25 protein-coding genes and 1 tRNA gene are annotated in these 25315 nt (G+C 66.8%); 13 read left to right on the forward strand and 13 right to left on the reverse strand.

Annotation, left to right across the window (positions count from 1 at the left end; genetic code table 11):
* Positions 1–242 precede the first annotated feature (242 nt).
* From N536_RS0106775 to N536_RS0106805, 7 genes are all read left to right on the forward strand, one after another.
* Positions 243–1034 (forward strand): SDR family oxidoreductase, encoded by a 792-nt coding sequence (locus tag N536_RS0106775; RefSeq protein WP_029112923.1) that lies wholly within the window; start codon positions 243–245, stop codon positions 1032–1034.
* 11 nt (positions 1035–1045) lie between these two features.
* Positions 1046–2122 carry a diacylglycerol kinase gene (locus N536_RS0106780; RefSeq protein ID WP_029112924.1) on the forward strand — a complete coding sequence of 359 codons (1077 nt, stop codon included), beginning with the start codon at positions 1046–1048 and terminating at the stop codon, positions 2120–2122.
* Between the two features lie 43 nt (positions 2123–2165).
* Positions 2166–2492 (forward strand): hypothetical protein, encoded by a 327-nt coding sequence (locus N536_RS37610; RefSeq protein ID WP_051574299.1) that lies wholly within the window; start codon positions 2166–2168, stop codon positions 2490–2492.
* A 40-nt stretch (positions 2493–2532) separates the two neighbouring features.
* Positions 2533–2742: a hypothetical protein gene (locus N536_RS0106790; RefSeq protein ID WP_231514444.1), complete on the forward strand. Its 210-nt coding sequence runs from the start codon at positions 2533–2535 to the stop codon at positions 2740–2742.
* A 76-nt stretch (positions 2743–2818) separates the two neighbouring features.
* Positions 2819–4045 carry an Nramp family divalent metal transporter gene (locus tag N536_RS0106795; RefSeq protein ID WP_029112926.1) on the forward strand — a complete coding sequence of 409 codons (1227 nt, stop codon included), beginning with the start codon at positions 2819–2821 and terminating at the stop codon, positions 4043–4045.
* Positions 4046–5107: a poly-gamma-glutamate hydrolase family protein gene (locus N536_RS0106800; RefSeq protein WP_029112927.1), complete on the forward strand. Its 1062-nt coding sequence runs from the start codon at positions 4046–4048 to the stop codon at positions 5105–5107.
* Positions 5107–6195: a serine hydrolase gene (locus N536_RS0106805; protein WP_036435714.1), complete on the forward strand. Its 1089-nt coding sequence runs from the start codon at positions 5107–5109 to the stop codon at positions 6193–6195. The genes N536_RS0106800 and N536_RS0106805 overlap by 1 nt, the downstream gene beginning before the upstream one ends.
* 3 nt (positions 6196–6198) lie before the next feature.
* Here N536_RS0106805 and N536_RS0106810 read toward each other — a convergent pair whose 3' ends face one another.
* From N536_RS0106810 to N536_RS0106820, 3 genes are read right to left on the reverse strand one after another with little or no spacing between them, the layout of a single operon-like run.
* Positions 6199–7563, reverse strand: a complete 1365-nt coding sequence (locus N536_RS0106810; protein WP_036435800.1) for an APC family permease — start codon at positions 7561–7563, stop codon at positions 6199–6201.
* An 11-nt stretch (positions 7564–7574) separates the two neighbouring features.
* Positions 7575–9191: an amidohydrolase gene (locus N536_RS0106815; RefSeq protein ID WP_029112930.1), complete on the reverse strand. Its 1617-nt coding sequence runs from the start codon at positions 9189–9191 to the stop codon at positions 7575–7577.
* Positions 9192–9201: 10 nt separating this feature from the next.
* A complete protein-coding gene (locus tag N536_RS0106820; RefSeq protein ID WP_029112931.1) occupies positions 9202–10308 on the reverse strand; it encodes a glutamate--cysteine ligase in 1107 nt (368 codons plus the stop codon).
* Between the two features lie 166 nt (positions 10309–10474).
* Between N536_RS0106820 and N536_RS0106825 the strand changes: the two genes are divergently transcribed.
* Together N536_RS0106825 and N536_RS0106830 are read left to right on the forward strand one after the other, a co-directional pair.
* A complete protein-coding gene (locus tag N536_RS0106825) occupies positions 10475–11296 on the forward strand; it encodes an LLM class F420-dependent oxidoreductase (protein WP_029112932.1) in 822 nt (273 codons plus the stop codon).
* Positions 11297–11325: 29 nt separating this feature from the next.
* Positions 11326–11398: transfer RNA gene (locus tag N536_RS0106830), tRNA-Arg, on the forward strand.
* 53 nt (positions 11399–11451) lie between these two features.
* Here N536_RS0106830 and N536_RS0106835 read toward each other — a convergent pair.
* From N536_RS0106835 to N536_RS0106860, 6 genes are all read right to left on the reverse strand, one after another.
* Positions 11452–12030 (reverse strand): TetR/AcrR family transcriptional regulator, encoded by a 579-nt coding sequence (locus N536_RS0106835; protein ID WP_029112933.1) that lies wholly within the window; start codon positions 12028–12030, stop codon positions 11452–11454.
* A gap of 64 nt (positions 12031–12094) precedes the next feature.
* Positions 12095–12556: a cupin domain-containing protein gene (locus N536_RS0106840; RefSeq protein ID WP_231514459.1), complete on the reverse strand. Its 462-nt coding sequence runs from the start codon at positions 12554–12556 to the stop codon at positions 12095–12097.
* 98 nt (positions 12557–12654) lie between these two features.
* Complete coding sequence (locus N536_RS0106845) at positions 12655–13548, reverse strand: TIGR03619 family F420-dependent LLM class oxidoreductase (protein WP_029112935.1); 894 nt, start codon at positions 13546–13548, stop codon at positions 12655–12657.
* Between the two features lie 34 nt (positions 13549–13582).
* The gene (locus N536_RS0106850) at positions 13583–14203 is read right to left on the reverse strand and encodes an NADPH-dependent F420 reductase (RefSeq protein WP_029112936.1); all 621 of its coding nucleotides are present in this window, start codon (positions 14201–14203) and stop codon (positions 13583–13585) included.
* A 29-nt stretch (positions 14204–14232) separates the two neighbouring features.
* Complete coding sequence (locus N536_RS0106855; RefSeq protein WP_029112937.1) at positions 14233–14655, reverse strand: nuclear transport factor 2 family protein; 423 nt, start codon at positions 14653–14655, stop codon at positions 14233–14235.
* A 30-nt stretch (positions 14656–14685) separates the two neighbouring features.
* On the reverse strand, positions 14686–15420 hold the full coding sequence (locus tag N536_RS0106860; RefSeq protein WP_029112938.1) for an SDR family NAD(P)-dependent oxidoreductase: 735 nt from the start codon (positions 15418–15420) through the stop codon (positions 14686–14688).
* Positions 15421–15548: 128 nt separating this feature from the next.
* Here N536_RS0106860 and N536_RS0106865 point away from each other — a divergent pair, with 128 nt between their 5' ends.
* Complete coding sequence (locus N536_RS0106865) at positions 15549–16136, forward strand: TetR/AcrR family transcriptional regulator (protein ID WP_029112939.1); 588 nt, start codon at positions 15549–15551, stop codon at positions 16134–16136.
* Here N536_RS0106865 and N536_RS37615 read toward each other — a convergent pair.
* Positions 16131–19463 (reverse strand): AAA family ATPase, encoded by a 3333-nt coding sequence (locus N536_RS37615; protein WP_051574300.1) that lies wholly within the window; start codon positions 19461–19463, stop codon positions 16131–16133. The genes N536_RS0106865 and N536_RS37615 overlap by 6 nt on opposite strands.
* Positions 19464–19719: 256 nt before the next feature.
* Between N536_RS37615 and N536_RS0106875 the strand changes: the two genes are divergently transcribed.
* Positions 19720–19953, forward strand: a complete 234-nt coding sequence (locus tag N536_RS0106875; RefSeq protein WP_029112940.1) for a hypothetical protein — start codon at positions 19720–19722, stop codon at positions 19951–19953.
* Between the two features lie 62 nt (positions 19954–20015).
* On the opposite strand, the gene kasB is transcribed toward N536_RS0106875, so the two are convergent.
* From kasB to N536_RS37620, 3 genes are all read right to left on the reverse strand, one after another.
* Positions 20016–21269, reverse strand: a complete 1254-nt coding sequence (gene kasB, locus N536_RS0106880) for a 3-oxoacyl-ACP synthase KasB (RefSeq protein ID WP_029112941.1) — start codon at positions 21267–21269, stop codon at positions 20016–20018.
* 207 nt (positions 21270–21476) lie between these two features.
* The gene (gene ggt / locus N536_RS0106885) at positions 21477–23063 is read right to left on the reverse strand and encodes a gamma-glutamyltransferase (protein ID WP_029112942.1); all 1587 of its coding nucleotides are present in this window, start codon (positions 23061–23063) and stop codon (positions 21477–21479) included.
* Between the two features lie 46 nt (positions 23064–23109).
* Positions 23110–23367, reverse strand: a complete 258-nt coding sequence (locus N536_RS37620; protein ID WP_029112943.1) for a hypothetical protein — start codon at positions 23365–23367, stop codon at positions 23110–23112.
* 139 nt (positions 23368–23506) lie between these two features.
* Between N536_RS37620 and N536_RS0106895 the strand changes: the two genes are divergently transcribed.
* Positions 23507–23962, forward strand: a complete 456-nt coding sequence (locus N536_RS0106895) for a cupin domain-containing protein (protein WP_029112944.1) — start codon at positions 23507–23509, stop codon at positions 23960–23962.
* Between the two features lie 157 nt (positions 23963–24119).
* The gene (locus N536_RS0106900; protein ID WP_029112945.1) at positions 24120–25295 is read left to right on the forward strand and encodes a hypothetical protein; all 1176 of its coding nucleotides are present in this window, start codon (positions 24120–24122) and stop codon (positions 25293–25295) included.
* Positions 25296–25315: the final 20 nt, after the last annotated feature.

The following is a 25315-nucleotide window of genomic DNA, read 5'->3' on the forward strand; positions in this document are numbered from 1 at the left end:
CGGGCATACAACCTGCCCACCGCCAACAACCGCTGCGCGGTCGCCGTCGACTCATCACGCGTCGCCTCACCCATCACCTCGATGAGCTCAAACTCCGGACCATCGAACACATGTGCGAGTCTACAGCGGCCCTCTGACAAGCAGAGGCGCAATTCGAAGGAAACTAGAACGTGTTCCAGAAATCGCTCACGGGAACCGCGCCTCCTTGTTACGGTGACGCCCGACGAGAGAAGAGGAACGACGTGATTCTGGACAGATTTCGGCTCGACGACCAAGTCGCGGTAGTGACGGGAGCGGGCCGCGGACTCGGCGCCGCGATGGCGCTGGCCTTCGCGGAAGCTGGTGCGGACGTGGTGATCGCGTCGCGCACGCAGTCCCAACTCGAGGACGTCGCCAGGCAGATCGAAGGCGTCGGCCGCAAAGCCCACATCGTGGTCGCCGACCTCGCCCACCCCGACGAGACCGAGAAGCTGGCGAGTGCCGCCATCGAGGCGTTCGGCAAACTAGACATCGTCGTGAACAACGTCGGCGGCACCATGCCGGCACCGTTGGTGAACACGTCGACCAAGGACCTGCGTGACGCGTTCACCTTCAACGTGTCCACCGCCCACGCGCTGACGGCCGCGGCGGTTCCGCTGATGCTGGAGCACTCGGGCGGCGGCAGCATCATCAACATCACGTCGACCATGGGCCGGGTCGCCGGCCGCGGATTCGTCGCCTACGGCACGGCGAAGGCGGCGCTGGCCCACTACACCCGGCTCGCCGCGCTCGACCTGTGCCCACGTATCCGCGTCAACGCGATCGCGCCCGGCTCGATCCTGACCTCGGCGCTCGAGATCGTCGCGTCCAACGACGATCTGCGCGATCCGATGGAGAAGGCCACCCCCATGCGCCGGCTCGGCGATCCGCTCGACATCGCCGCGGCCGCGGTGTATCTCGCGTCACCGGCGGGCAGCTACCTGACCGGCAAGACCCTCGAGGTCGACGGCGGCATCACCTTCCCCAACCTCGACCTACCCATCCCCGACCTGTGAGGAACTGAGTCATGCCAATCCGCGTCGCGCAAGTGGGCACCGGCAACGTCGGCGGCCACGCGCTGACCGAGCTGATCACCAACCCAGCCTTCGAGCTGACCGGTGTGTGGGTGTCGTCGGAGGCGAAGGCCGGCAAGGACGCCGCCGAACTCGTCGGGCTCGACACCCCGACCGGCATCATCGCCACCAACGACCTCGACGCCGTGCTGGCGACCGAGCCCGAGTGCGCGGTCTACACCGCGATGGCCGACAACCGGCTGATGGAGGCGCTCGAGGACTACCAACGCATCCTGGCCGCGGGCGTGAACGTCGTCGGCAGCGGCCCGGTGTTCCTGCAGTACCCGTGGCAGGTGATCCCCGAGGAGCTCATCGCGCCACTGCAGGACGCCGCGAAGGCCGGCCAGGCCAGCCTGTACGTCAACGGCATCGACCCCGGCTTCGCCAACGACCTGCTGCCGCTTGCGCTGGCGGGCACGTGTCAGAGCATCGAGCAGGTCCGTTGCATGGAGATCATCAACTACGACACCTACGACAGCGCCACCGTCATGTTCGACGTGATGGGCTTCGGCAAGTCGATGGACGACGTGCCGATGCTGCTGCAACCCGGCGTGCTCAGCATGGCCTGGGGTTCGGTGGTTCGTCAGCTCGCGGCCGGGTTGGGCCTCGAGCTGGACAAGGTCGCCGAGGAGTACGTCCGGGTGCCCGCGCCCGAGGACTTCGACATCGCGTCCGGCCACATCGCCAAGGGCACGACGGCGGCCATCCGCTTCGAAGTGCAGGGCATCGTCGACGGCAAGCCGGTCGTCGTGCTCGAACACGTGACGCGGCTGCGCGACGACATGTGCCCGGACTGGCCGCAGCCGGCGCAGGAGGGCGGCTCCTACCGGATCGAGGTCACCGGCGAACCCAACTACGCCATGGACCTCTGCCTGAGTAGCAGCAAGGGCGACCACAATCACGCGGGTCTCGTCGCGACGGCCGCACGGATCGTCAACGCCATCCCCGCCGTCGTCGCGGCAGAACCCGGAATCCGGACGACGCTCGACTTGCCCCTCATCACCGGCAATGGGCTGTACTCTGCGAGTTGACTGTGAATTTCGCAGCCAGACCAACACATAGAGGACGCTGCCGATGCGGACGACGACACGGTATTTCCTTCCCTTGATCGCATCGGCCGGAGCGGCGGGGGCACTCTTCCTCGCCCCGTTGGCATCCGCAGATCCCGGTGACTCCAATCTGCCCGCGTGCACGACGACGGGCGACGGCAGCACCTACACCGGAACCACCACCACCGAGTGCGCCACCCCGGGCAACGTTCAGATCAATGCCACCGCGCCCTCGGACCCCGACTACCTCTACCCGTGGGACGACGAGTTCTACGGCCCCGCCTTGATCATCGGCGGAGGCGACTACGGCCCCCACGGTGGTGGCGGCGGCGGCGGAGGCGGTCACCGCTAGCAGTTCCAGGCCCTAGGAGGCCGAAATGAAGGTTCTACCAATGGTTTTCGCTGTGGCCGGCGTCAGCGCGGCCGTCGCGATGGCGCCCGTCGCCGTAGCAGCTCCCGACTGCGTCAACACTGGCCCGATGACGACCCAGTGCCAGACTCCCGGACATTCCCAGATCGTCACGTCACCGCCCCAGATGAACAACGGCCCGTGGTACGGCTGGCCCTACGGCGGCGGCTTCGTCCTCGACCTCGGCTGGTAGCGCCGCCGTTGCTCCACTGACCAGGTTTCGGCTAACCTAACTTTTCTATTCGTAATGCCGGATAGAGAGTGGGTCGTTGATATCTGAAACCAAGGCGCCGACGAGCGCACCCTGGCTGCTGCTCGGGCCCGCCTTCGTCGCTGCCATCGCCTACGTCGACCCCGGCAACGTCGCGGCCAACGTCAGCGCCGGAGCCCAATACGGCTTCCTGCTCGTCTGGGTGATCCTGGTGGCCAACGTGATGGCCGGCCTGGTTCAGTACCTGTCGGCCAAGCTTGGCCTCGTCACCGGACGCACCCTGCCGGAATCGGTCGCCGACCACACCCGCACGCCCACCCGCATCGCCTTCTGGCTGCAGGCCGAATTGGTCGCGATGGCAACGGATCTCGCCGAAGTCGTCGGCGGAGCCATCGCGCTGTACCTGCTGTTCGACCTCCCCCTGCTGCTGGGTGGCGCGATCACCGGCGCCGTGTCACTGCTGCTGTTGGCCGTCCAGAACCGGCGCGGTCAACGCGTCTTCGAACGCGTCATCACCGGGCTGCTGCTCGTCATCGCGATCGGATTCCTGACGAGCCTGTTCGTGGCGCCGCCTGCGGCAGCCGACGTCGCGAAGGGTCTGATCCCCCACTTCGAGGGCGCCGAGAGCATCCTGCTCGCGACGGCGATGCTCGGCGCGACGGTCATGCCGCACGCCGTCTACCTGCACTCCGGGCTGGCCCGCGACCGGCACGGCCAGCCCGAGCCGGGGCATCACCGGCGCCGGATCCTGCGGATCACCCGCTACGACGTCGGCATCGCGATGCTCGTCGCCGGCGCGGTGAACCTGGCCATGCTGCTGGTCGCCGCGACCAACCTGCAGGGCATCGACGACACCGACTCCATCGAGGGCGCCTACAAGGCAGTGCAGGGTGCGCTCGGGCCGACGATCGCGTTGTTCTTCGCCGTCGGCCTGCTGGCATCGGGCCTGGCATCGACGTCGGTCGGCGCCTACGCCGGGGCCATGATCATGCAGGGCCTGCTGCGCCGCTCGTATCCGCTGCTACTGCGCCGCCTCGTCACGCTGATCCCGGCATTGGTCGTGCTCGCGATCGGTGTCGACCCCAGCCGCGCGCTGGTGTTGTCGCAGGTAGTGCTGTCCTTCGGCATACCGTTCGCGCTCATCCCGCTGGTGCGGCTGACCGCCAACCGGGAACTGATGGGCGTCGACGTCAACCACCGGGTCACCACCGTGCTCGGCTGGACGGTCGCGGGAATCATTAGTGTGCTCAACGTGGTGTTGATCTACCTGACCGTGACGGGCTGAATGCCCGCCTACTTCGCCTACGGCTCCAACCTGTGCACGACGCAGATGGCGCGGCGCTGCCCGGACGCGGCCGATCCCCGGCCCGCGACGCTCGCCGACCACGACTGGCTGATCAACGAACGCGGGGTGGCGACCGTCGAGCCGTTCGACGGATCCCAGGTGCACGGCGTGGTGTGGCAGGTCAGCGACCGCGACCTGGCCACGCTGGACAGCGCCGAAGGCGTCCCCGTGCGCTATCGCCGCGACCGGATGGTCGTACACACCGAGGACGGCCCGGCACCGGCATGGGTGTACATCGACCATCGCGTCGAGCCCGGCGCGCCACGGCCCGGCTATCTGGAGCGGATCATCGACGGCGCCGCGCACCATGGCTTACCGCACCGCTGGCTGGAATTCCTGAAGCGCTGGGACCCGGCGAACTGGCCACACCACCGGGATTCCACCAGTGCCGCTGCGCCGCAATCACTTTCGGAACTGCTCGCCCACCCCGGCGTGCTCGAGACCAGCACGCTGCGGTCGCGCTTCGGCTTCCTCGCGATCCACGGCGGCGGACTGGAGCAGATGACCGACGTGATCGCCGAGCGCGCCGCGCAGGCCGCCGACGCCTCGGTTTACGTGGTGCGCCATCCCGACCAGTACCCGCACCACCTGCCCTCGGCGGCGTACCGCGCAGAGGAGTCGGAGCGTCTCGCCGAATTCCTCGACCACGTCGACGTCGTGGTGTCGCTGCACGGCTACGGCCGCGTCGGTCGCAGCACCCAACTGCTCGCCGGTGGAGGCAACCGCGCGCTGGCCGCCCATCTGGCGCAACACGTCTCGGTGCGCGGCTACGAAGTGATCACCGACCTGGACGCCATCCCCCGCGAGTTGCGGGGCCTTCACCCGCAGAACCCGGTGAACCGGCCACGCGACGGCGGAACGCAGCTGGAGCTGACACCGCGGGTACGCGGAATCAGCCCGCGTAGCGGCATGGCCGGCGACGACGGCCTGTCCCCGGCCACCTCGGCGCTTGTCACGGGCCTCGTCGCGGCCGCGAATTCCTGGGAACTACGCTCGGCCTAGTGCGCGGGCTGGCTGTTCTCACGTTTCTGGTCCTACTCGGCTTCACGGCGGTGCCGGCGCAGGCCGCCCCAGCTGTCCTCGACGACGCTCTGACCCGTGCCGTCGCCGACGACCAGTTGCCCGGCGGGCTGGTCGTCGTCCGCGGCGCCGACGGGCTTAGCCGTCACACCGCAGGCTTCTCCGACGTCGACACCCGCGCCGGGTTCGCCCCGAACACGCACGTCCGCGTCGCGAGCATCACCAAGACCTTCGTTGCGGCCACCGTCCTGCAGCTCGTCGCCGAGGGCAAGGTCGACCTCGACGCGACGATCGACACCTACCTGCCGGGCCGCGTGCACGGTGAGGGCTTCGACGGCAGTGCCATCACGGTGCGCCAACTGCTGCGCCATCAGAGCGGCCTTCCGGAGTACTTCGATCCCGGCACCGAGATACCCACCGGACCCGTTGCGGCCGAACAACTTCTGGACGCGGCACTGGCGAGGCCCGCCCAGTTCCCGCCCGGCACCTCGTGGGAGTACACCAACACCAACTACGTCGTCGCCGGCCTGATCATCGAGGCGGTCACCGGTAGGCCCACGGTCGACGAGATCACCCGTCGCATCATCGCGCCACTGGGACTGACCGACACCTACTTCCCCGCGCCGGGCGACACCGCCCTGCGGACGCCGTTCGCGCACGGCTACGAACTGGAGGACGGCCGGCGCAAGGACGTCACCGCCTTCAACGCGTCGGCGGCCGGCATGAGCGGCTCACTGGTGTCGACCAACGAGGACACCACCGCGTTCATCACCGCACTGCTCGACGGCAGGGTCGTGCCGCCGGCGCAGCTGCGCCAAATGATGGACACCGTCGAACAACCCGACGCGCCCGGCTTCCGCTACGGACTGGGCTTGGCCAGCATCGAACTGCCCTGCGGCGTCACCGTGTGGGGACATGGCGGCGACATCGAGGGCTATCACAGCCTCATGGCGAAACCACTTGAGGGAGACGCCGTTTCAGTGACGTTCACCCAGAACCCGGCCGCGCAATCGCTCCTCGACGACCCGCGCGCCGCGGTACTCGACGCGCTCTACTGCCAGGCCTCCTGAGCGCTACCCCTCCAGCTCGAGCACGGGCGTGGGCCGCTGGAACCCGCGGGTCATGAAGAGCAGCCATGCGAATCCGATTGCCAGCCAGATCAATCCGACCCACAGCGTCAGCCAGGACAGGTTGAACCACAACCACACGGTCAGCGCGAAGCCGATCACCGGCAGGACGACGTTGTTCAGGACGTTCTTCTCGCCCTTGTCGATGTAGTAGTGCTTGACGACGGTGAGGTTGACGGCCGAGAAGGCCACCAGCGCACCGAAACTCACGATCGAGGCGAGGAAGCCCAGTTCGATCCAGAGCGCCGCGAGCGAGATCACCGACACCACCAGGATGGCGAACGTCGGCGTGGCGAAGCGTAGCGAGACGTGGCCGAACACCTTCCTGGGCAGGATGCCGTCGCGGCCCATCGCGTACAGGATCCGCGCCACCGAAGCCTGTGAGGTCAGCGCGGATCCGATACAGCCCGCGATGTACGCCGCGGTGAAGAACACGTTGAGGAACTGCCCACCCGCCGCCAGCATGACGTCCGTGGAACCCGCGTCGACGTCGGCGAACTGGTTCGACGGGAACACCAACTGGGAGACGTAGGACAGCCCGATGAACATCAGACCGCACGCCACGGTGGCGATCATGATCGCCTTGGGCACGCTGCGAGTGGGATCCTTCGCCTCCTCCGACAGCGTGGATACCGCGTCGAATCCGAGGAAGGACAGGCAGAGGATCGCGGCGCCCGCGAAGATCGGGCTCGCGCCGCTAACCGAACCGTCGCCGGTAAACGGCGCGACGAGGTTGACGCTGCCCGCCTTGGTGATCGTCACGAACGCCATCACCACGAGCACGACGATGAAGATCAGCTGCAGGGCCAGCAGCAGGAAGTTGGCTCGCGCCACCGACACGATGCCGACGATGTTGAGGATCGTCACCACGACCACTGCGATCAGGATCCACACCCACGGAGGTACGGCGGGGATGGCCGCGCTCATGTAGATGCCGATGACGAGGTAGTTGAGCATCGGCAGGAACAGATAGTCCAACAGCAGCGACCAGCCGGCCAGGAAGCCGATCGGCGCCCCGAACGACCTCTGGGTGTACGCATAGGTGGAGCCGGCCACCGGAAAGGCCGCCGACATCCTGGCGTAGGACCTCGCGGTGAACACCATCGCCGCCAGCGTCACCAAATACGCCACCGACAACCGGCCACCGGTCAGCTGGGTGACGATGCCGTAGGTGGTGAACACGGTCAGCGGAACCATGTAGACCATGCCGAACAACACCAACGACGGAACGCCGAGGACGCGTTTGAGGTGACCCTCGCCGTCGGCCGCGGCCGTGACCGGCACGGATGACTCAGCGGGCGTAGTGGACATCGCCACTCCTCTCAGTCGGCGGAATGAACTCGCCTGCCCCGCAGGAAGGTTCCGCGTACCACGATCCTGGGAACATCGAGCGCGGGCGTGGCTCGAGGATCGCGATCGAGCCACACCAGATCGGCACTTGCGCCGACGCCGATCGTGCCCCACGGCGCATCGGCTTGTCCGGCGAATGCCTGTTGCGACACCGCCGAGGTGTAAGCCGTCAGCGCCTGCTCCATGGTGATGATCTCCTCGGGCGTCCAGCCGCCCTCGGGGTCCCCTTCCGACGTGCGGCGGGACACCGCGACGGCGATGCCGTCCAACGGCGCACCGGAGGACACCGGCCAGTCCGACCCGAACGCCAGGCGTGCGCCGTCGTCGTGGAGGCTTCGCATCCGGTACTGCTTGTCGGACCGCTCGGCGCCGAGGCGCGGGACGGTGAGCACTGTCATCAGCGCATCCATCTGAGCCCACAACGGCTGCATGTTCGGGATCACGCCGAGTTCGGAGAACCGGTTCAGGTCGGCGTCGTCGACGAGCTGGACGTGCGCGATCACCGGGCGCCGGTCCCGAGGACCGTTGCGCTCGACGGCATAGGCGATGGCGTCGAGCGCCTGCCGCACCGCCGCGTCACCGATGGCGTGGATGTGGATCTGCAGCCCGAGCTCGTCGACGCGACGCGCGGCCTCGGCCAGACTGTCCCCCTCCCAGACCTGCATGCCGTGGTCGTGGAGGCCCGAGCAGTACGGCGCCAGCAGCGCGCCGGTCTCGTTCTCGACGACCCCGTCGGCGAAGAACTTGACGGTATTCGCGGTGAGAAACGGCGAACCCATCTCGTCGACCCGGCGGCGGGCCTGCACGAAATCGTCCAGCTGCGTGTCGAAGTGGCGCGGATCGGCGTACAACGCGAGGTTGAAGCGGACGCGCAACGCGTCGCGTTGGGCCGCCGTGAGGTAGGTGTCGACGTCGGCAGGCTCCACCCACGCGTCCTGCACCCACGTGACTCCCCGAGCCAGGTAGTAATCGGCCGCGGTGCCGAGCGCGGCGATCCGGACGTCTTCGTCGCGCGGGGGCATGACGGCAGTGACGAGGTCGACCGCGCCCCACTCACGCAGGGTGCCGAGCACGGAGCCGTCGTCGCGGTGCGGGATCTCGCCGAGCACCGGATCTGGCGTCTCGGGTGTGATGCCCGCCCGTTGCAGCGCAACGGAATTGCACCAGACCGTGTGGTAATCCCAGGCCCGCAACACCACCGGCCGGTCGGGTACGGCCTCGTCCAACCAGCGGGCGTCGAACAGGCCGCCTTCGGCCAGGCTTCCGTCGTAGGAGGCGCCGACGATCCACTCCTCGTCGGGGTTGTCCTTCGCGAAGCGCCGGACGGCCTCGACGATCTCCTCGACCGACGTGCACGGGCGCACCGCGGGTCCGACGGCCTCAAGTCCGCCCAGCAGCGGGTGGGCGTGCCCGTCGCCGAACGACGGCATCAGAAACCCGCCGTCGAGGTCGACTTCGGTAGCCTCGTCGTGCCCAAGGGCGTCGGCACCAAGGCCCGCGATGACGCCGTCGACGACCAGCACCGCATCGGTCGTCTGCTCCGATGTTCCCGTCCAAATGGTTCCGTTTCGGAAGACCGTCGCCGTCACCACGGGGAGGTTACGCGGATACCCCGTCCAAGGTGGCCTTCGCCGCTTCCTCGACGACGTCGGCGACATTCTCGCGCCGCTGCCAGGCCCGCCGTTGTCGCATGGCGCCGTTGCCCTCCGCCGCGATGCGCGCCAGTTCCTCGCGGACCATCTCGTCGTCGCCGACGGCCTTGAGCGCGGGCTGCACCCGGTCCACGAGGTTGCCGAGAAGCCGTCCCGCGGGCAGCGGCGCGTGGGTGTCGGCCAGGTCGATCGCGCGCCCCGCCAAACCGTCCCTGGCCGCCTTCCAGTACGCCGCCCGCAGCGCATGCGCCGTCAGGGGCAGCACCGGAGAACGGCTTTGCTCGTCCTCGAGTGCGGTCATCACGGCCGCACGCACCAGAGTGGCCAGCAGTACCGTCTCGGCGACGGTGGCCGGGACGTCGGCGACGCGCACCTCGATGGTCGGGTAGTTGGCCGAGGGGCGGACGTCCCAATAGACCATGCCGTCGTCGAGCATGGCGCCGGCGTCGCGCATCATCCGCACCACCGCGTCGTACTCGTCGACCGAATCGAAGTGCGGCGGTGGACCGGCGCTGGGCCACCGCGCCCACAACACGCTGCGCCAGCTCGCGTAGCCGGTGTCGGCGTTCCGGTACACCGCGGAGTTGGCCGTCAGCGCGAGCAGCGACGGAAGCCATGGCCGCAGCCGGTTGCTCACCCGGACCGCCAACTCGCGCGTCGGCACGGCGACGTGCACGTGACAACCACAGATGCCCTGCTCGTGGGCGATCATTCCGAACTTGTCGGCGATCTCGCGGTAGCGCGGCGTATCGGTGATCGGGAAGCTGTGCGGAACGGTCGGGGGAAGCGCCACGGCGAGCAGGCGGGCGCCGGCCTCGTCGGCCGCCTCCGAGGCGATGCGGCGCAGTCGGCTCACCTCGGCCCGAAGGTCGTCGCTCGAGGACATCACGCTCGACGTCGTCTCGATCTGACAGCTGGTCAGCTCGAGCTGCAAGTCGACGCCCTGCGCCTTGGCGCGCTCGGCGACGGCACGGTTCAACGGGACGGGCTCACCGCTGTCGGGATCGACGAGCAGGAACTCTTCCTCGACACCGATCGTGGGATGAGTGGCCATGGTCTGAAAAGTCGACCCGGCCCGCCGGAGTTGATCACGACGGGCCGGATCGGGGGTGAAAGCTCCTTTGCTGGCCGCGGGCGCGCTGCGCGACCCGGGGATGTCCATTCCCGGGCGGGAGTGGGTTCAAACATCACGGTTTGGCTGCCGCCCTAAGCTCGGGGCCATGGCCAAGGATTTTCGGTTCGGGTTCGGTCTGCACTCCGCCAGCCGGCGGTCGTCGGTTCAGGATTGGGCCCGCCGCGCGGAGGACATGGGCTATGACGTGCTGCACGTGCCCGATCACCTGGGCGCGCCCGCGCCGTTCCCGACGTTGATGACGGCGGCCGCGGCGACCGAGACGCTGCACGTCGGCACGTTCGTGCTCAACGCCGGGTTCTACAAGCCGGCGCTGCTGGCCCGCGACGTCGCCGCGATGCGCGACCTCACCGGCGGCCGGCTCGAGCTCGGCCTCGGCGCCGGGTACGTCGAGGAGGAGTTCGCGGCCGCCGAACTGCCCTTCCCCACGGCCAGACAGCGGGTGGACTATCTGCGGCACGTCACCGAGTACCTGCGCGAGCACGTGCCCGAGGTGCCGATCCTGATCGCGGGCAACGGCAACCGGCTGCTGACCATCGCCGCGGAGAAGGCGCAGATCATCGGGCTCACCGGCGGGGACCCGCAGGCCGACGGTGGCGACCCCCTCGCCGAGCGAATCTCGTTCGTGCGCAACGCCGCACCGGAACGCTTCGACGAACTCGAGCTCAACATCGCGATCACCGCGCTGCCCACCGACGACTCGGGCGTGCCCGACCTGTCCATCACGCGCCGGTTCCTGCCGGAGCTGACCGACGAGCAGCTGCTGCGGACGGCGGGCGTGCTGTCCGGGTCGACGAAGGACATCGCCGACGAGATCAGGCGCTACCGCGACACCTACGGGGTCACGTACATCATCGTGCAGCAGCCGCACGCGGAGGCGTTCGCGAAGGTCATCGCGGAGCTGCGTTGACCTGGTTCGGTAAGCTGCCACTCGTCCCCGCCCCCGTAGCTCAGGGGATAGAGCACGGCTCTCCTAAAGCCGGTGTCGCATGTTCGAATCATGCCGGGGGCACTTGGTCCGTTGCGTGATCAGCGACGGTTTGTCGATATCGCAGGTCGCAATGGTCACCTCGCCGTCCGGATGCCGCGCACGAAGATGCGCAACTGCCTACGCGCCGCCGTGGCCCAGTCCGGACCGTGCGGCAGCGGACTCCCGAGCAGCGTGCTGAACACGATCACGTCGATCGCGCGGACCGCGCCGTCAAGCGTCCCATCGGATTTGCCCTCACGGACGAAACCTTCCACGGCACGGGTAATACGGCGTTTGGCATCGACGGCGTCGTCGTCGGTGAGCGGCTTGACGCCGCGCAACGGCATGGCCACCAGCTCGTCGGACATCGCTAGGCATTCCTTCAGATAGGCCTCGATCGCATCGACACCCCTCATTCCCTCGGCCTTGATCCGCGCGAGTGTGTCCAGCAGCAGGTCGCAGCCACGCCGTTGGAGCGCGTCCAGCAGAGCGTCGCGGTCGGGGAAGTGACGGTAGAAGGTGCCGACGCCAACCCCGGCTGCGTCGGCGATCTCCTTCAGCGGCACTGACTGCCCGCGACGTGCGATCACCTCCGCCGCGGTGCGCAGGATCTTCTCTCTGTTCTCGACGGCGTCACGGCGTTCCACGCGGCGGCCGGTACTCTCGACGCGCATGGCTTCCAGTGTCACACAGGAATCGTCGTGTCCTCGTGACTGGGCCGTTGGCTTGGTCGGCCGACTATCGGGGCGGACCGAGAATCACTTGACCGTGTTCCTTTGCGCCTTCGGCCATCCGCTGTGGCGAGATGGTAAAGCCAGCGGGCCTGGGGGTTGCGCGGTCCCTGCCTGAGTAACGGAACATGCCTTCGATGCCTGCCGGAGTGTTGATCATCAGGAGGTCCGCTTTCGCGGACGTGATGCGGTATGCATGCGGAATGTTCTTGGGCAAGAACACTATTCCACCTTCAGCCATTTCCATTTCCTGATCGTCGTACCACACCAGCGCTGTCCCCTTGATGAGCATGAACACCTCGTCCTCCCGGGTGTGCATGTGATACGGCGGTGCCTCACCCCTGCTGAGGTCGAAGCGGCCGACCATCAGCTGGCCGTCGGTCGCCTTCCCGTCGAGCAACATGGCCAGCGTGCCACCGTCTAACCATTCGAGTTTTTGTTGCTGGTCGGGTTGCGCCAGGTACGCCATGCTCACGATCGATGCTCCCTCTGATCCGGAATAATACGTCCGTTTCAGCTTACGACGATGTGGCTAGGCGGGTGCCTGTGTTGTTGCTTGAAAGTGATTCAAGCCGCCCGACGATTACTCCATGTGGTGATCACCTGACCGGCGAACTCGAGCAGTTCCTCAAGGGTGGGGAACAGTGCGAAGGCATCCACGACCGCCTCGTCGACACCGTCGGCTGAGAAACGCTCGAGCCTGTCGACCACCGAGTCGACGGAGGTGCCGGGTTCGAGGTTGATCCGCATGGCCGTCTTCAGTGCGTCGGGATCGCGGCCGGCGTCCCGCGCCGCACCGCGCGCAATCGACCACAAGTGATCGAAATCCTGAAGACCCTCTACCCCAAGCCAGCCGGTGCCGATGCGGCCGACCCGGCGCATCGCGGCCTCACTCGCCCCGCCGATCCAGATGGGCGGACCTCCCACCTGGACCGGACGCAGGTCGGCATGGACCGCCGGCAGGGAGAAGAACTCGCTGTCCCAGGACACCGGGTTGGTCGTCCACCACTCGTGCAAGAACGCCAGCACGTCGTCGAGCATCTTCCCGCGCCGGCGCCAGTCCGCGCTGCGGGCGATGTCGTGTTCGTCCTTCATCCATCCCACTCCGACGCCGACGTCGAGGCGGCCGTCACTGAGCACGTCGAGGGTCGTCAGCAGCCGGGCCAGGTGAACCGGCTCGTAGTAGAACGTGCTGAGCGTGCTGGCGTTCAGCCGCACCCGCCTGGTCGCCGCCGCGGCGACCGTCCACAACAGCACCGGATCGAGGTAGCGGGTCATCTGCGGCGGGTACGGCTGCTCCTTGCCCGGGTAGGTGCTGTGCATGTCCACGGGCGTGACGAGGCGGTCGCCAACCCACAGCGTGTCGTAACCAAGGTCCTCGAGTCCTCGGCAGAACGCGCTCAGGCCAACGGCGCTGCTGATCGCAGGCCCGACGATGGGTATGACGAAACCAAGCCTCATCACGCGAATCCTCCTGTTTTGTCGCGCCTTTCGGTCACGCGGCCTTGACGGCGAGAGAGAAGCTCAAGTCCCCCACGCCATGTTGAGCCAGGCCCACCGACAACAGACCCGCACCCTCCAGCCAATGCGCCATGTTCAGGTCGCCGGTGTCCTGCGGGCGCAGTCCGAGGCTCTCGATGAACGCCGACAGGCTCGCCTTGGCCTGCGCGTCGTCACCTGCGATGAACACGTCCAGCGGACCACCCGCGGCCAGGACGTCGCGGAACAGGGTGTTGAACGCCTTCACGACGTGGGCGCTTGCTGGGGCGGCCTTGGCGACCAACTGCGCGTTGGAGGTGTCGTGAGGAACGGCGAGCCCGTCGACGCTGGGGGTGAAGGGGTTGGTGATGTCGACGATGATCTTGCCGGCCAGCGCGTCCCCGAACTCGCTGACGGCCGGCACGGCGCCATCGAAAAGCACTGCGAGGATGACGATGTCGCCGGCCGGGGTGGCGCCCCACGTTCCGACCGTGGCGCCGTTGCCGAGCGAGCTGGCAATGGCTGCGGCCTTCGCCGCGTCGCGACCGATGATCTCGACGGCGTTGCCGCCCTTGACGGCAAGGCCGCCGATGGCGCTGGCCATGTTGCCCGAACCGATGATGCTGATGCTGCTCATGATGTGTTCTCTTTCGCTTGTTGTGTCGACTACTGCGTGGGCGTGAGGAGTTCCCAGGGCTTCATGCCGAGGAGATCCGCGAGGCGCCTTTGCATTTGGACGCCGGACGGCAGCGTGCGCCACCAGATGGTTACCTCGGCGATCTTGCCGTCCGCGTCGAGCCTGATGTAGTCCATGCCGTTGACCACGGTGTCGTCGATCTGCAGCCGGAAGTGCGCGGCGTGGTGCGTCTCGCCGCTGAGAACCTCCTTGTAGGTGAGTTCGGTCGCCACCGTGCCGACCCCTCGCATGGCTTCCAGCACCGCCTCGCGGCCGGTGATTGGGTCGTCGCCGAGCGGGCCGTACATCACCACGTCCTCGGCGAGGATTCCGGAAAGGGCGTCTTTGTCGCCGCCGTGCATGTAATCGACGAACGCCTGCACCGTGTCGCGGTGCGGGGCGAAGGTGCTCATGGTTGCTCCTAATGTGTTGTCGTCGCTCACTTAGATCACCGTGGTGCCGCCGTCGACAACCAGTTCCTGGCCGTTGACGTAGCTCGAGTCATCGGATGCGAGAAACAGTGCGGCCGAAGCGATCTCATCGGGTTGGCCCATCGTCCGCCGCGGAATGACGGACTCGAACATCGCCTTCATCTCGTCGTCCATCACCGCTTCCAACATCGGCGAGGAAACCTGGCCGGGGGTCAGCACGTTCACGCGGATCTTGCGGTCCCGCAACTCGGACACCCACACGCGTGCGTAGGCGGGCAGCACGGCCTTGCTTCCGGCGTACACGCTCCAATTCGGGTAGCCCCGCAGTGATGCGTTCGATCCGGTCATGAAGATCGAGCCGCCATCGTTGAACAGCGGCAGCGCCTTCTGAACGGTGAAGAGGGTGCCGCGCGCGTTCAGCCAGAAGGCGTCGTGGAAGTCCTCCTCGGTGATCTCACCGAGCTTGTTCTGCGCTCCGATCCCCGCGCTGGCCCACAACACGTCGATCGCACCCTTTTCCTGCTTGACCGTGTCGAACAACCTGTCCAGATCGTCGAGGTCGGCCGAATCACCTTGCACGCCAGTCACATTCCGACCGATCTGTTCGACGGCCTCGTCCAGCGCGTCCTTTCGTCGTCCCGAGATGAAGACGTGAGCTCCCTCGTCGACGAACAACTTGGCACCGGCCAGCGCCATCCCACTCGTCGCGCCGGTGATCACCGCGACCTTGCCATCGAGCTTTCCCATGATCTCTCCATTCATTCGTTGGCGCCGGTGTTATGTACACCGATCCGCGTACTTAACGTATCGGGTGCCCACACAGGGCGCAAGTTTTATGCACACCGATCCGTACCAAACTGCGCTAAGCTGGGTCTATGACGGAGTTGGAGAAGGGCCCGCGAGGCCTGCGCCGCGGCAGGGGCGCACGGGAGCGCATCATCGCCGCGTCACGACAACTGTTTCGCGATCAAGGCATCAACAGCACCGGCCTGGATCAGCTCTGCGCGGTGGCCCAGGTGTCCAAGCGCACCTTCTACCAGCACTTCACCGGCAAGGATGAACTGATCGCCGAACACCTACGCCGATTCGACCCCGACGTCCTGCCCGAGGTGTTCGACCGCACCGACCTCACCCCCCGCGAGCGGCTCCTCGCCGCCTTCGACATCCAATCGCCCTTGTGCCCGTTCATCGCAGCGTCCGTCGAACTCCACGACCCGGACCATCCGGCACGCGTACAGGCACGCGACTACAAGACGGCGTTTGCCGCGCGGTTCACCGAAACCGCCCGCGAGGCCGGCGCCACCGACCCCGAACAGCTCGGCGAACAACTGGCGCTGCTCTTGGATGGCGCCTCGGCCCGCAGCCGAGTCCTCAACTCCGACACGTTCGCCACCGCGGCCGCCATTGCCGCCGTCCTCGTCGACAACGCGGTCCCCGCGGAAGCGGTGACGAGCTCCTCATGACAACTGCTTGAGAACCGCCTGCGCATCAAGAAGGTCGGCGGTGTCGTGCCCCTCGGTGAACCAGTCGTAGATGGGCGAAAGTAACTGGCGGACGTCATCAATCCGGTTGTCCTCCAGCCATATTCGTGCCATGCTCGTCGCCGCGCGCAGCTCCCACGACTTCGCCTGCTGGTCGCGGGCCACCGCGAGGGCCTGCTCGAAGCAACGCTGCGCTCCGGCCCGGTCCGGGCCGTCCTGCCGAAGCAACAGCTCACCGCGGATGCGGTGTACCTCGGCCAGGTAGAGCCGTTCGTCGTTGCGCTGCACCCATTCCAGCGCCTCGTCGAGCGCACTGAAGCCCTCCTGAAACTGTCCGCTGATCCCGTAGGCGTCCGCGACGACCGCAAGAAACCACGGCCACACGGCACCCATCCGAAATGCCCGACGACGGTCCATCGCCTCAACGATGTCGGCGATGCCGGCTGTCACGTCACCGAGCTGGACGCGGGCCCACCCCCGGGGCAGCAGACACCACAGCGCCAGGGGAAGCGCCCCGCTTGCAGTGGAGATCTCTAGCGCCACCTCGGCTTTGGCCTTCGCGGGTTCGGGCTCCCGTCGAAGTTGAGCAAGTTGTGCGGAGAAGAGAAGCACGATGCTGACGCTGTAGGGATGCTGAAGTTCTTCTGCGTGTGCCAGCGTCGCATCCATCGCCTCGCACGCTTGCGAGGGATAGCCGAGAACCCAATTGGCGAGGGCATGCAGGTATCCGCAGACGATTCCCGGATTCTGGTTATAGGCGGCGATACCCGTGCGGTGCTGCTCGGGGTCGTAGAAATCCAGGCCTTTGCGACTGTGTTCGCGCACTTCGACGACGTCGCCCTGCCACCAAGCGACGTAGGCCAGCATCCAATGCGCCGCGGCCAACGCGAGCGCATCTTGGTGGGGTTCGGCGAGTTCCAGAAACTCCTCAGCCAAGGCTCGAGCCTCGCGCATCTGCCCGCGCAGGATCTTGCCGTAGGCCATTCCGCACAGTGCGGGGAATTGCGCCGCTGCGTCGCCCAGGTTCCGTGCCAGCTCAAGGGCGCGGGCGTGGATGTGCTCCACCGCGTGCGGACCGACCACAACGTTCATTGCGGGGGCCAACACCTGCAGAAGTGACAACTCGCGCGCGTCACGCTGGGTTGTATCCGGCAGCTCGCCAAGGAGGTCGAGTCCACGGTTCGCATGGTTGGCGGCCTCTTGGCTGGCATGGCGCTGAATCGCTCGTCTGGCGGCGGCGAGCCAGTAGGGCACGGCCTGGTCTATCAGCCCCGCCTCGGTGTAGTGGCGCGCCAGCACCTCGGGTTGGGTTTCGACGAGGTCGTTGAAGTCCGATTCCAAGGTGGCAGCTATCCGCTGGTGGTGTTGCTGTCGTGTGCTCTTGAGCAGTGACTGGTACGCCGCATCTTGAATGAGTGCGTGCTTGAAGCGGTACGTCGCGCCGGGTGGCGCTCCAGTCTGATGCAGAAACTCGGCGGCGACGAGCTGCGCAAGGCCATCCTGCACGAGGTGCTCGCCCCACGGCGAGACGGCTTGCAGCAGGGAGTACGAGAACTCGCGACCGATCGCCGCCGCGAGTTGCGCCAATCCCTTGATCGTCGAAAGGCGGTCGAGTCGGGCCATCAGCGAGTCGTGCAGGGTGTTCGGAATGGCCAGCGGCGGTAGCGGCCCGGCCAATTCGTATCGGCCGCGCTTCTCCTCGAGCAGCCCCGACTCGAGGAGTGTCTTGGTGAGTTCCTCGATGAACAGTGGCACGCCGTCGGTCCGCGTCACCATGTCGGCCACGATCTCGTCGGGCAGGGTCTTCCCTCCGGCCACCCGACGAATCAGTTCCGTCGCGTCGGTCTTCGTCAGCCGCGCGAGGTCGACCTCGGTGACGTTGGGATTGCCGGTCCACGGGCTGCGGAATTCCGGCCGGCAGGTGAGCACCGCGAGGATGCGCGCCTCGTGGATCTGCTCGATCAGCTGTGTCAGAAACTCCACCGTGGTCGGGTCCATCCAGTGCAGGTCCTCGACGACGAACAGCACCGGTTGGATTACGGCTCTGCGATGAAGAATCGAGGAAAGCGCCAGCATCGTCTGCTGCTTCTGCTGGTCTGGCGGCAGGTCCGGGAAGTCCTGCCCGTCAGGCGGAATGGACAGCAGGGAACACAGGTGAGGCAGGTCATCCCCCAGGGGAAGGCCGCTTTCGGCAAAGAACGTCTCCAGTTTGCGCAGCTTGTCGGCGGACGACTCCTGGCGCTCGAAGTGCAGGACCACCCTCTCGAACAGATCGATGAACGGGTAGAACGCAGTGTCCTGGTGATACGGCGACGCTTGGCACGGTGTGAGCCACGCCTGATCGTCGACGGCATGTTCGGTCAGCGCATGCACCAGCCTCGATTTGCCGATGCCCGCCTCGCCGGTGACGAGGACGACGTGCCCACGACCGTTCGAGGCCGCTGCCCAGCATTCTTCGAGCAGGCGGACTTCGGCGTCGCGACCCACGAGCGGGGTGAGCCCGGTAGCGCCGACTGCCTCCAGTCGCGTGCGGGCGCTGCTCTCGCGAAGAACCTGGTAGAGCTCCAGCGGTGTTGCGACGCCTTTGAGGGGCGGCGTGCCGAGCGACCGACAGGTGAAGTAGCCGCCGACGAGCTGATGGGTCAACGGCCCGATCACCAGGCTGTTGGGTGCCGCGACGCCCTCCAGCCGGGCTGCGATGTTGGGCGTGTCACCCAGTGCCATCAATTCGTGCCTGCCCTCACCGACCACCTCGCCGACGACCACGAGTCCGGTGTGGCAGCCCAGTCGAACGGCCAGCTCCACGCCGTGCTTTTCACGTAGGTCGGCGTTGAGTGCCTCGATGGCACCGACGATGCCCAGCCCGGCCCGGACCGCCCGCTGGGCGTCGTCCTCGTGGGCGCGGGGATAGCCGAAGAAGACGAGCAGGCCATCGCCGAGGTATTGGGCGATGTGGCCGTCGAAGTGCTCGATCACCTTGCCGCAGGTGTCGTAGTAGGCGCGCATCACCTCGCGCAGATCCTCGGGATCGAGCTGTCGGGACAGCGGCGTCGAGTCCACCAAGTCGCAGAACAGCACCGTCAGCTGGCGTCGCTCTGCGTCGTCCGGATCCGGATCGGCTCGAATCGTCCACACCAGACCCCGCCCGTCGTCGCTGACGTGGTCGGCGTGGGCGTACTGCAACTCGGCGCGCAATGCGTCCAATCGGTCGTCGTCGAGACCGAAGTGCTCCTTGAGGGCGCGGTGCGATACCCGGCCGCGCGCCTGGAGCAGCGCGACCACTTCATCGAGCACTGCATAGAAGTCCATGACCGTCCCCCGCCAGACATGTCAATGGTGCAGCAGTAACCGGCGATATCTAGCGGAATGGGCAAACGTTGTAGCCCGGTGTGAGCCCCGCCACAAACGGGTAAACTCTTTGCTAGAGGGGTCTCGAGGGGGTCGTGAGATGGAACGACGTCCAGCACAGGGCGCCAATCCACCTTCCTAACATCGCACAGCGCTGCGTTGCCAAACCTGCACGATGCGGTTCGGTAAACGCAGTCGGGACGCACAGGAGGTCACGATGAAACTGAAGAAGATCGCCGCAACCGCATTGGCGGCCGGGGCACTGGGATTCGGGGCGCTCGCCGGGGCCAGTCCCGCCAGCGCCGATGACTGGAACCCGTTCATCCCGTTCCCCTGGCCATCACCCGGGCAAATAAGCCAGCTGCCATTCGTGCCCCCGCCGGGGCAGATCAGCCAGCTGCCGTTCGTTCCGCCGCCCGGGCACTGGAACAAACCATGGAAGTGGTTCTGATCGGGCGAACGTAACGACGCCGCGGCGGTTGCCTTGCGCTGCAAGGCAACCGCCTTGCGGGGTCAGTATCTGCCGAAGGCCAATGCGACGTTGTGCCCGCCGAATCCGAACGAATTGCTCACGGCGTACCGGTAATTGCCGGGCGCGCAGTCGCCGGCCACGACATCGAGGTCGATCTCGGGGTCGAGGTCGGCGAGATTCAACGTCGGCGGGATGACGCCGTCGCGCAACGCCATCACGGTCAGGATGGCCTCGACTGCGCCGACCGCCCCGACCGAATGGCCCAGCGCCGCCTTGGGTGCGTAGACCGCCGGCCGGTGGCTGCCCATCGCGTTGTTGATGGCCTTCCCTTCGGCCACGTCGCCAACGGTGGTACCCGTCGCATGGGCGTTGACGTGATCGATGTCGGTGGGCACCAACCCGGCGAGCTCCATCGCCTGTGTCATCGCGTGTCCGGCCTCTTCGCCGCTGGGGTCCGGCGCCACGATGTGGTAGCCGTCCGAGGTGATGCCCGCACCCATCACTCGGCCGACGATGTTCGCGCCACGGGCCTTGGCGTGCTCCTCGGTCTCGATCACCATGAGCGCGCCCGCCTCGCCGAACACGAAGCCATTGCGGTTCTTGTCGAACGGACGGCACGCGCCGGCCGGGTCGTCGTTGGTGGTGGACAACACGATGCGCATCGCGGCGAAGGCCGCGATGGGCACGGCCTCGATCTTCGTCTCCACGCCGCCGCAGATCGCCATGTCGGCGCGGCCGAGCACGATGCTCTGCCACGCGTGGGCGATGGCCTCGGCGCCGGATGCGCACGCCGACACCGGGGTAAAGACACCGGCCTTGGCGTGGCGTTCCAGCCCGACGGCGGCTGACGCGGCGTTGGGCATGTACTTCTGCACACCCAGCGGGTACACCGCCCTGGTGCCGCGTGCCCGGATGTCGTCGTAGCCGTAAACCAGTTCCTCGGTGGAGCCCATCCCGGTGCCGATGGACACCATCAGCCGCCTCGGATCGACATCGGGAGATCCGGCGTCCGCCCACACCCGTCGGCCCAGAATCGTGGACATCTTCCCCAGATACGACAGCCGACGCAGCTCTATCCGCGTGAGCTCGTGATCGAAGTCCTCGAGGAGGTGGCCGCCGATGCGGACGGGAAGGTCGAACTGCTCGACGAACGGATCCTCCAGCTGATGGATGCCACTTTGCCCGTCTAACAGCTTCTTCCACGTATTCTCGGCGTCGGTGGCCAGGGCGGTCGTCATCGCCATTCCCGTGACGACCACGTCTGGAAATCCGTTGCCCGTCGACAGGTTCGTCATGGCGAAGCCCCCTGTTCCGCGCGCTCCCCGCCGCATCTCAGGCCGTCAAGTTTAGGCGCAGCAGCCGAGCCGGGCTGAGAAACGGCCGTTGAGCTTTCGTCGCGACGAGCCGCTACCGGCCGCGAAACGCACCGCACTCGGAGTATCAGCCGCGAAACGAAGTATTGGCACAGGTGACGGTTGAAAGTCATTGCGCCACAGGCGGCACTAGAAGCCGACGGCCTGCCCGTCGCGGCGCGGGTCGCTGGCCCCGAGATAGCCGTCGGGCAGCCGCCAGATCGCCTGGCAACTGCCGAATTGGTTGTAATCGTCGACCACGACGAGATCGTGTCCGCGCCGGCGGAGCTCGTCGACCGTCGCCTGCGGGAAGCCGTCCTCGACGCTCACCTTCATGCCGTGAATCCAGCGGAACCGCGGTCCGTCGCACGCCGCCTGCGGGTTCTGGCCGTAGTCGGCGATGCGCACCACCAGCTGCATGTGCCCTTGGGGTTGCATGGTGCCGCCCATCACCCCGAAGCTCATCACCGGTGCGCCGTCCTTGGTCAGGAAGCCAGGAACGATGGTGTGGTACGGGCGTTTTCGTGGCCCGACCACGTTGGGGTGACCCGGCGTGGCACTGAACTCGGTGCCGCGATTCTGCAACGAGATCCCGGTGCCCGGCACCACGACGCCGGATCCGAAGCCGTAGTAATTGGACTGGATCATCGACACCATCATTCCGGCGGCATCGGCGGCCGTGAGATACACCGTGCCGCCCGTCGGCGGCCTGCCCGCCACGACCGGGGTGGCGCGCTGCGGGTCGATCAGCGTCGACCGTTGTCTCAGGTAGTCGGCGTCCAGCAGGTGTTCCGGCGGCACAGGCATGTGGTCGATGTCGGCGACGTAGGCCAGTGCATCGGCGAAGGCCAGCTTGATCGCCTCGAGCTGTAGGTGCACGCTGTCCGCCGAATCCACTGGGAGCGACGACATGTCGAAGTGCTGGAGGATCCCGAGTGCGATCAACGCGACGATTCCCTGACCGTTGGGTGGGATCTCGTGCAGCGTGTAGCCGCGGTAGTCGATGCTGATCGGGTCGACCCAGTCGACGCGGTGCGCGGCCAAGTCGGACGCCAGCATGGCACCGCCGTTCGCCGTCGAGTGCGCCTCCATGGCGACTGCGAGCTCGCCGCGATAGAAGGCCTCGCCGCCCGTCGCCGCGATCGACTCCAGCGTCGCCGCATGCGCGGGAAGGCGGAACCGCTCGCCCGCGGCCGGCGCCCGACCATCGGGAAGGAAGGCTTCCGCGAAGCCGGGTTGCGACCGCAACTCCGGCACCTGCGCGGCCCACTGCCCAGCAACCGTCGGGGAGACGAGAAACCCGTCGCGGCCGTAGCCGATCGCCGGCTCGAAGAGCCGGGCGAACGGCAGCCTGCCGAACCGGGCGTGCAGTTCGGTCCACGCCGACACCGCCCCCGGCACGGTGACGGAGTTCCAGCCGCGTACGGGAATCCGCTCGCCCCGGAAGTACTCCGGCGTCCACGCTGCAGGCGACCGCCCCGAGGCGTTCAACCCGTGCAGCTTCTCGCCGTCCCAGACGATGGCGAAGGCATCCGAGCCGATGCCGTTCGACACCGGCTCGACGAGGGTGAGCGTGATCGCGGCGGCGAGGGCCGCGTCGACCGCGCTCCCCCCGTCGGCCAGCATCGCCAGACCGGCCTGGGCGGCGAGCGGCTGCGACGTGCAAACCACGTTGCGTGCCAGCACGGGCTTGCGGGGCCAGGCGTAGGGCAGCTCCCAGGAGAACGGAACGGTCACCGGCGCCATCCTAGAAGCCGGGCCTCCCGCTCACCGGCGGCAGCGATTAGCGGTACCACCCCCATGGCCAGCCGTGCCAGCCGCGATAGCCATGCCAACCGCGGTCTCCGTAGTAGTAGCCGCCACTGTGATACCCGCCGTAGTACCCGCCGCCGTAACGGGCCTGCACGACGTGCCCGTCCATGGCGGCCACTGCAGGCTGCGCCGGAGCGGGATCGGCCATGGCCGACGGTGCAACGGCGATGGCGACCGCAGCAGCGCCCGCCGCCAACGCCGGCGTGATGTACTTCAAACCAATTCGCATGGTGCTACTCCTCTTTCGGGGACGGTCTGTCCTCACCTCTCCAGGGTTGCGCCGCACCGCGATCATGGCCTCACCGCTGGGACCCATTCGCACCCCCCACTAGCTGCAATGGCACCACCGATCGGCGTACCGTCGAACCATGGCCAACCGGGACGAATTCCACCCAGACTTGACGTCCACAGCTGCCGATCGGATCCACACCCGCGTGCACCACGTGAAGAGTTCGGAGCTCAGCACCGGCACCGCCCAGACCGAGGGCATGCAACGATTCGCCGCGATCAGCGGCGCCACGGTCGGTTCGGAGAAGCTCTGGATGGGCGAAACCCACGTTTCGCCGAACACGATGTCGGACAACCATCACCATGGCGAGTCGGAAACCGCGATCTTCGTCCGAGATGGTCACCCGCAGTTCGTGTTTCACGACGGCGTCGAGGAAGTCCGCATCGCCGCCGCGCCGGGCGACTACGTCTTCGTCCCGCCCTACGTGCCGCACCGGGAAGAGAACCCGGATCCCGACCATCCGGCCGTGGTCGTGATTGCGCGCAGTACCCAGGAGGCAATCGTGGTCAATCTGCCAGAGTTGTACGCACTCTGATTCTGACGTGGGCTCTTTCGCCGTAGCCAAACAGCGGACCTCGTAGGGCAAATGGGCACTTACGGCTAGGTTAATTGTTGCCGCTGCACCTTCTGCCTGGACTGACGCACGCGTACATTTCGCCTTCGTCCCCACTTTCTGACTTTGAGGCGGCTCCATGCATTTCTCCGTTGGCAAACCAATCCTGGCCATGGTGTCGGTGGCCTGTATCGCCGTGCCCGCCGGCACACTGGACGCCACCGCGGCAGCGTCGACGGGCTCGACCGTTCAGATTGCGGCGGCGGCGCCGCTTGCCGTCGGTGCGGAACCGTCGCTCCTGGACATCCTGTCCTTCCCGTACCACAACGCCTACGGCATCGCCGTCGGCGTCGGCACCGCAGCCAATGCGGGGCTGCAGCTGGCCCTGCTGCCGGTCTCGATCGTCAGCTTCGTGGCGGTGAACAAGACCGACCTGATCCCGGCGTACATCCAGACGGTGCAGAAGAACCTCGCCAACGCGATTCCCGGCATCATCAAGGCCATCCAGACCGAGGTCGCCTATGACCAGAATCTGTTCGGGCAGTTGGGTGGCGGCAGCGCAACGCAACTCGCGTTGAAGTCCGACCCCACCGTGACCGCTGCTGCCGACGTGACGAGCAGTCAGCTGCTGAACCTGTTGACGTTCCCGGTGCACAACGCCTATGGACTCGCGGTCGGGTTCGGCACGGCCGCCAACGCGGTGCTTCAGCTGGCCCTGCTGCCGGTCTCGATCGCCAGCTTCGTCGCGGTCAACAAGACCGACCAGATTCCGGCCTACATCCAGACGGTGCAGAAGAATCTCGCCAACGCGATACCGACCATCATCAAGGCCGTGCAGACCGAGGTCGACTACGACCGAAACCTGTTCGGCCAGTTGGGGTCCGTCGCCACCGCCACCACCAGCAGTACGCAACTGAGCTTGACGTCCGCCGCCGAACCGCGTTCGTCGGCAACCGAGATCGAGGCGAAGGCAACGAGTACCGAGCCGGCGGCGGCCGAACCCGTCGGCGACAAGGACGTCGAGAAGACGGGCACTACGCCAAAGTCGAAGGCCAGCACGCTGGAGAAGCTGCCTACCGAAACCCCCGAGAAGTCCGGTAGCACGCCCAAGCCCGTCGAGGAACCCAGCACCGAGGGCACCAAGGCCGCCGACGACGAAGCGACCAAGGGGACCGTCGAGGCCAAGCCCACGACTCCGCACACCACGGCCAACACCACGGCCAACACCACCAAGGTGGAACCGGCCACACCGAAGGCGGCCGAATCGGACAAGGGCGAGTCCGAAGGCTCTGACAGCAGTGACTCGGCCAAGTAGCCACTGACGTACGGCAGGTG

The organism is Mycobacterium sp. URHB0044 (assembly GCF_000620625.1).
Lineage (GTDB): Bacteria > Actinomycetota > Actinomycetes > Mycobacteriales > Mycobacteriaceae > Mycobacterium.

Coding starts and splice junctions, on each gene's coding strand:
- N536_RS0106780 (WP_029112924.1), top strand. CDS start 1,046: ATGCCAATCCGCGTCGCGCAAGTGGGCACCGGCAACGTCGGCGGCCAC.
- N536_RS37610 (WP_051574299.1), top strand. CDS start 2,166: ATGCGGACGACGACACGGTATTTCCTTCCCTTGATCGCATCGGCCGGA.
- N536_RS0106790 (WP_231514444.1), top strand. CDS start 2,533: ATGGTTTTCGCTGTGGCCGGCGTCAGCGCGGCCGTCGCGATGGCGCCC.
- N536_RS0106800 (WP_029112927.1), top strand. CDS start 4,046: ATGCCCGCCTACTTCGCCTACGGCTCCAACCTGTGCACGACGCAGATG.
- N536_RS0106810 (WP_036435800.1), bottom strand. CDS start 7,563: ATGTCCACTACGCCCGCTGAGTCATCCGTGCCGGTCACGGCCGCGGCC.
- N536_RS0106820 (WP_029112931.1), bottom strand. CDS start 10,308: ATGGCCACTCATCCCACGATCGGTGTCGAGGAAGAGTTCCTGCTCGTC.
- N536_RS0106825 (WP_029112932.1), top strand. CDS start 10,475: ATGGCCAAGGATTTTCGGTTCGGGTTCGGTCTGCACTCCGCCAGCCGG.
- N536_RS0106835 (WP_029112933.1), bottom strand. CDS start 12,030: ATGCGCGTCGAGAGTACCGGCCGCCGCGTGGAACGCCGTGACGCCGTC.
- N536_RS0106840 (WP_231514459.1), bottom strand. CDS start 12,556: ATGGCGTACCTGGCGCAACCCGACCAGCAACAAAAACTCGAATGGTTA.
- N536_RS0106845 (WP_029112935.1), bottom strand. CDS start 13,548: ATGAGGCTTGGTTTCGTCATACCCATCGTCGGGCCTGCGATCAGCAGC.
- N536_RS0106850 (WP_029112936.1), bottom strand. CDS start 14,203: ATGAGCAGCATCAGCATCATCGGTTCGGGCAACATGGCCAGCGCCATC.
- N536_RS0106855 (WP_029112937.1), bottom strand. CDS start 14,655: ATGAGCACCTTCGCCCCGCACCGCGACACGGTGCAGGCGTTCGTCGAT.
- N536_RS0106860 (WP_029112938.1), bottom strand. CDS start 15,420: ATGGGAAAGCTCGATGGCAAGGTCGCGGTGATCACCGGCGCGACGAGT.
- N536_RS0106865 (WP_029112939.1), top strand. CDS start 15,549: ATGACGGAGTTGGAGAAGGGCCCGCGAGGCCTGCGCCGCGGCAGGGGC.
- N536_RS37615 (WP_051574300.1), bottom strand. CDS start 19,463: ATGGACTTCTATGCAGTGCTCGATGAAGTGGTCGCGCTGCTCCAGGCG.
- N536_RS0106875 (WP_029112940.1), top strand. CDS start 19,720: ATGAAACTGAAGAAGATCGCCGCAACCGCATTGGCGGCCGGGGCACTG.
- kasB (WP_029112941.1), bottom strand. CDS start 21,269: ATGACGAACCTGTCGACGGGCAACGGATTTCCAGACGTGGTCGTCACG.
- N536_RS37620 (WP_029112943.1), bottom strand. CDS start 23,367: ATGCGAATTGGTTTGAAGTACATCACGCCGGCGTTGGCGGCGGGCGCT.
- N536_RS0106895 (WP_029112944.1), top strand. CDS start 23,507: ATGGCCAACCGGGACGAATTCCACCCAGACTTGACGTCCACAGCTGCC.
- N536_RS0106900 (WP_029112945.1), top strand. CDS start 24,120: ATGCATTTCTCCGTTGGCAAACCAATCCTGGCCATGGTGTCGGTGGCC.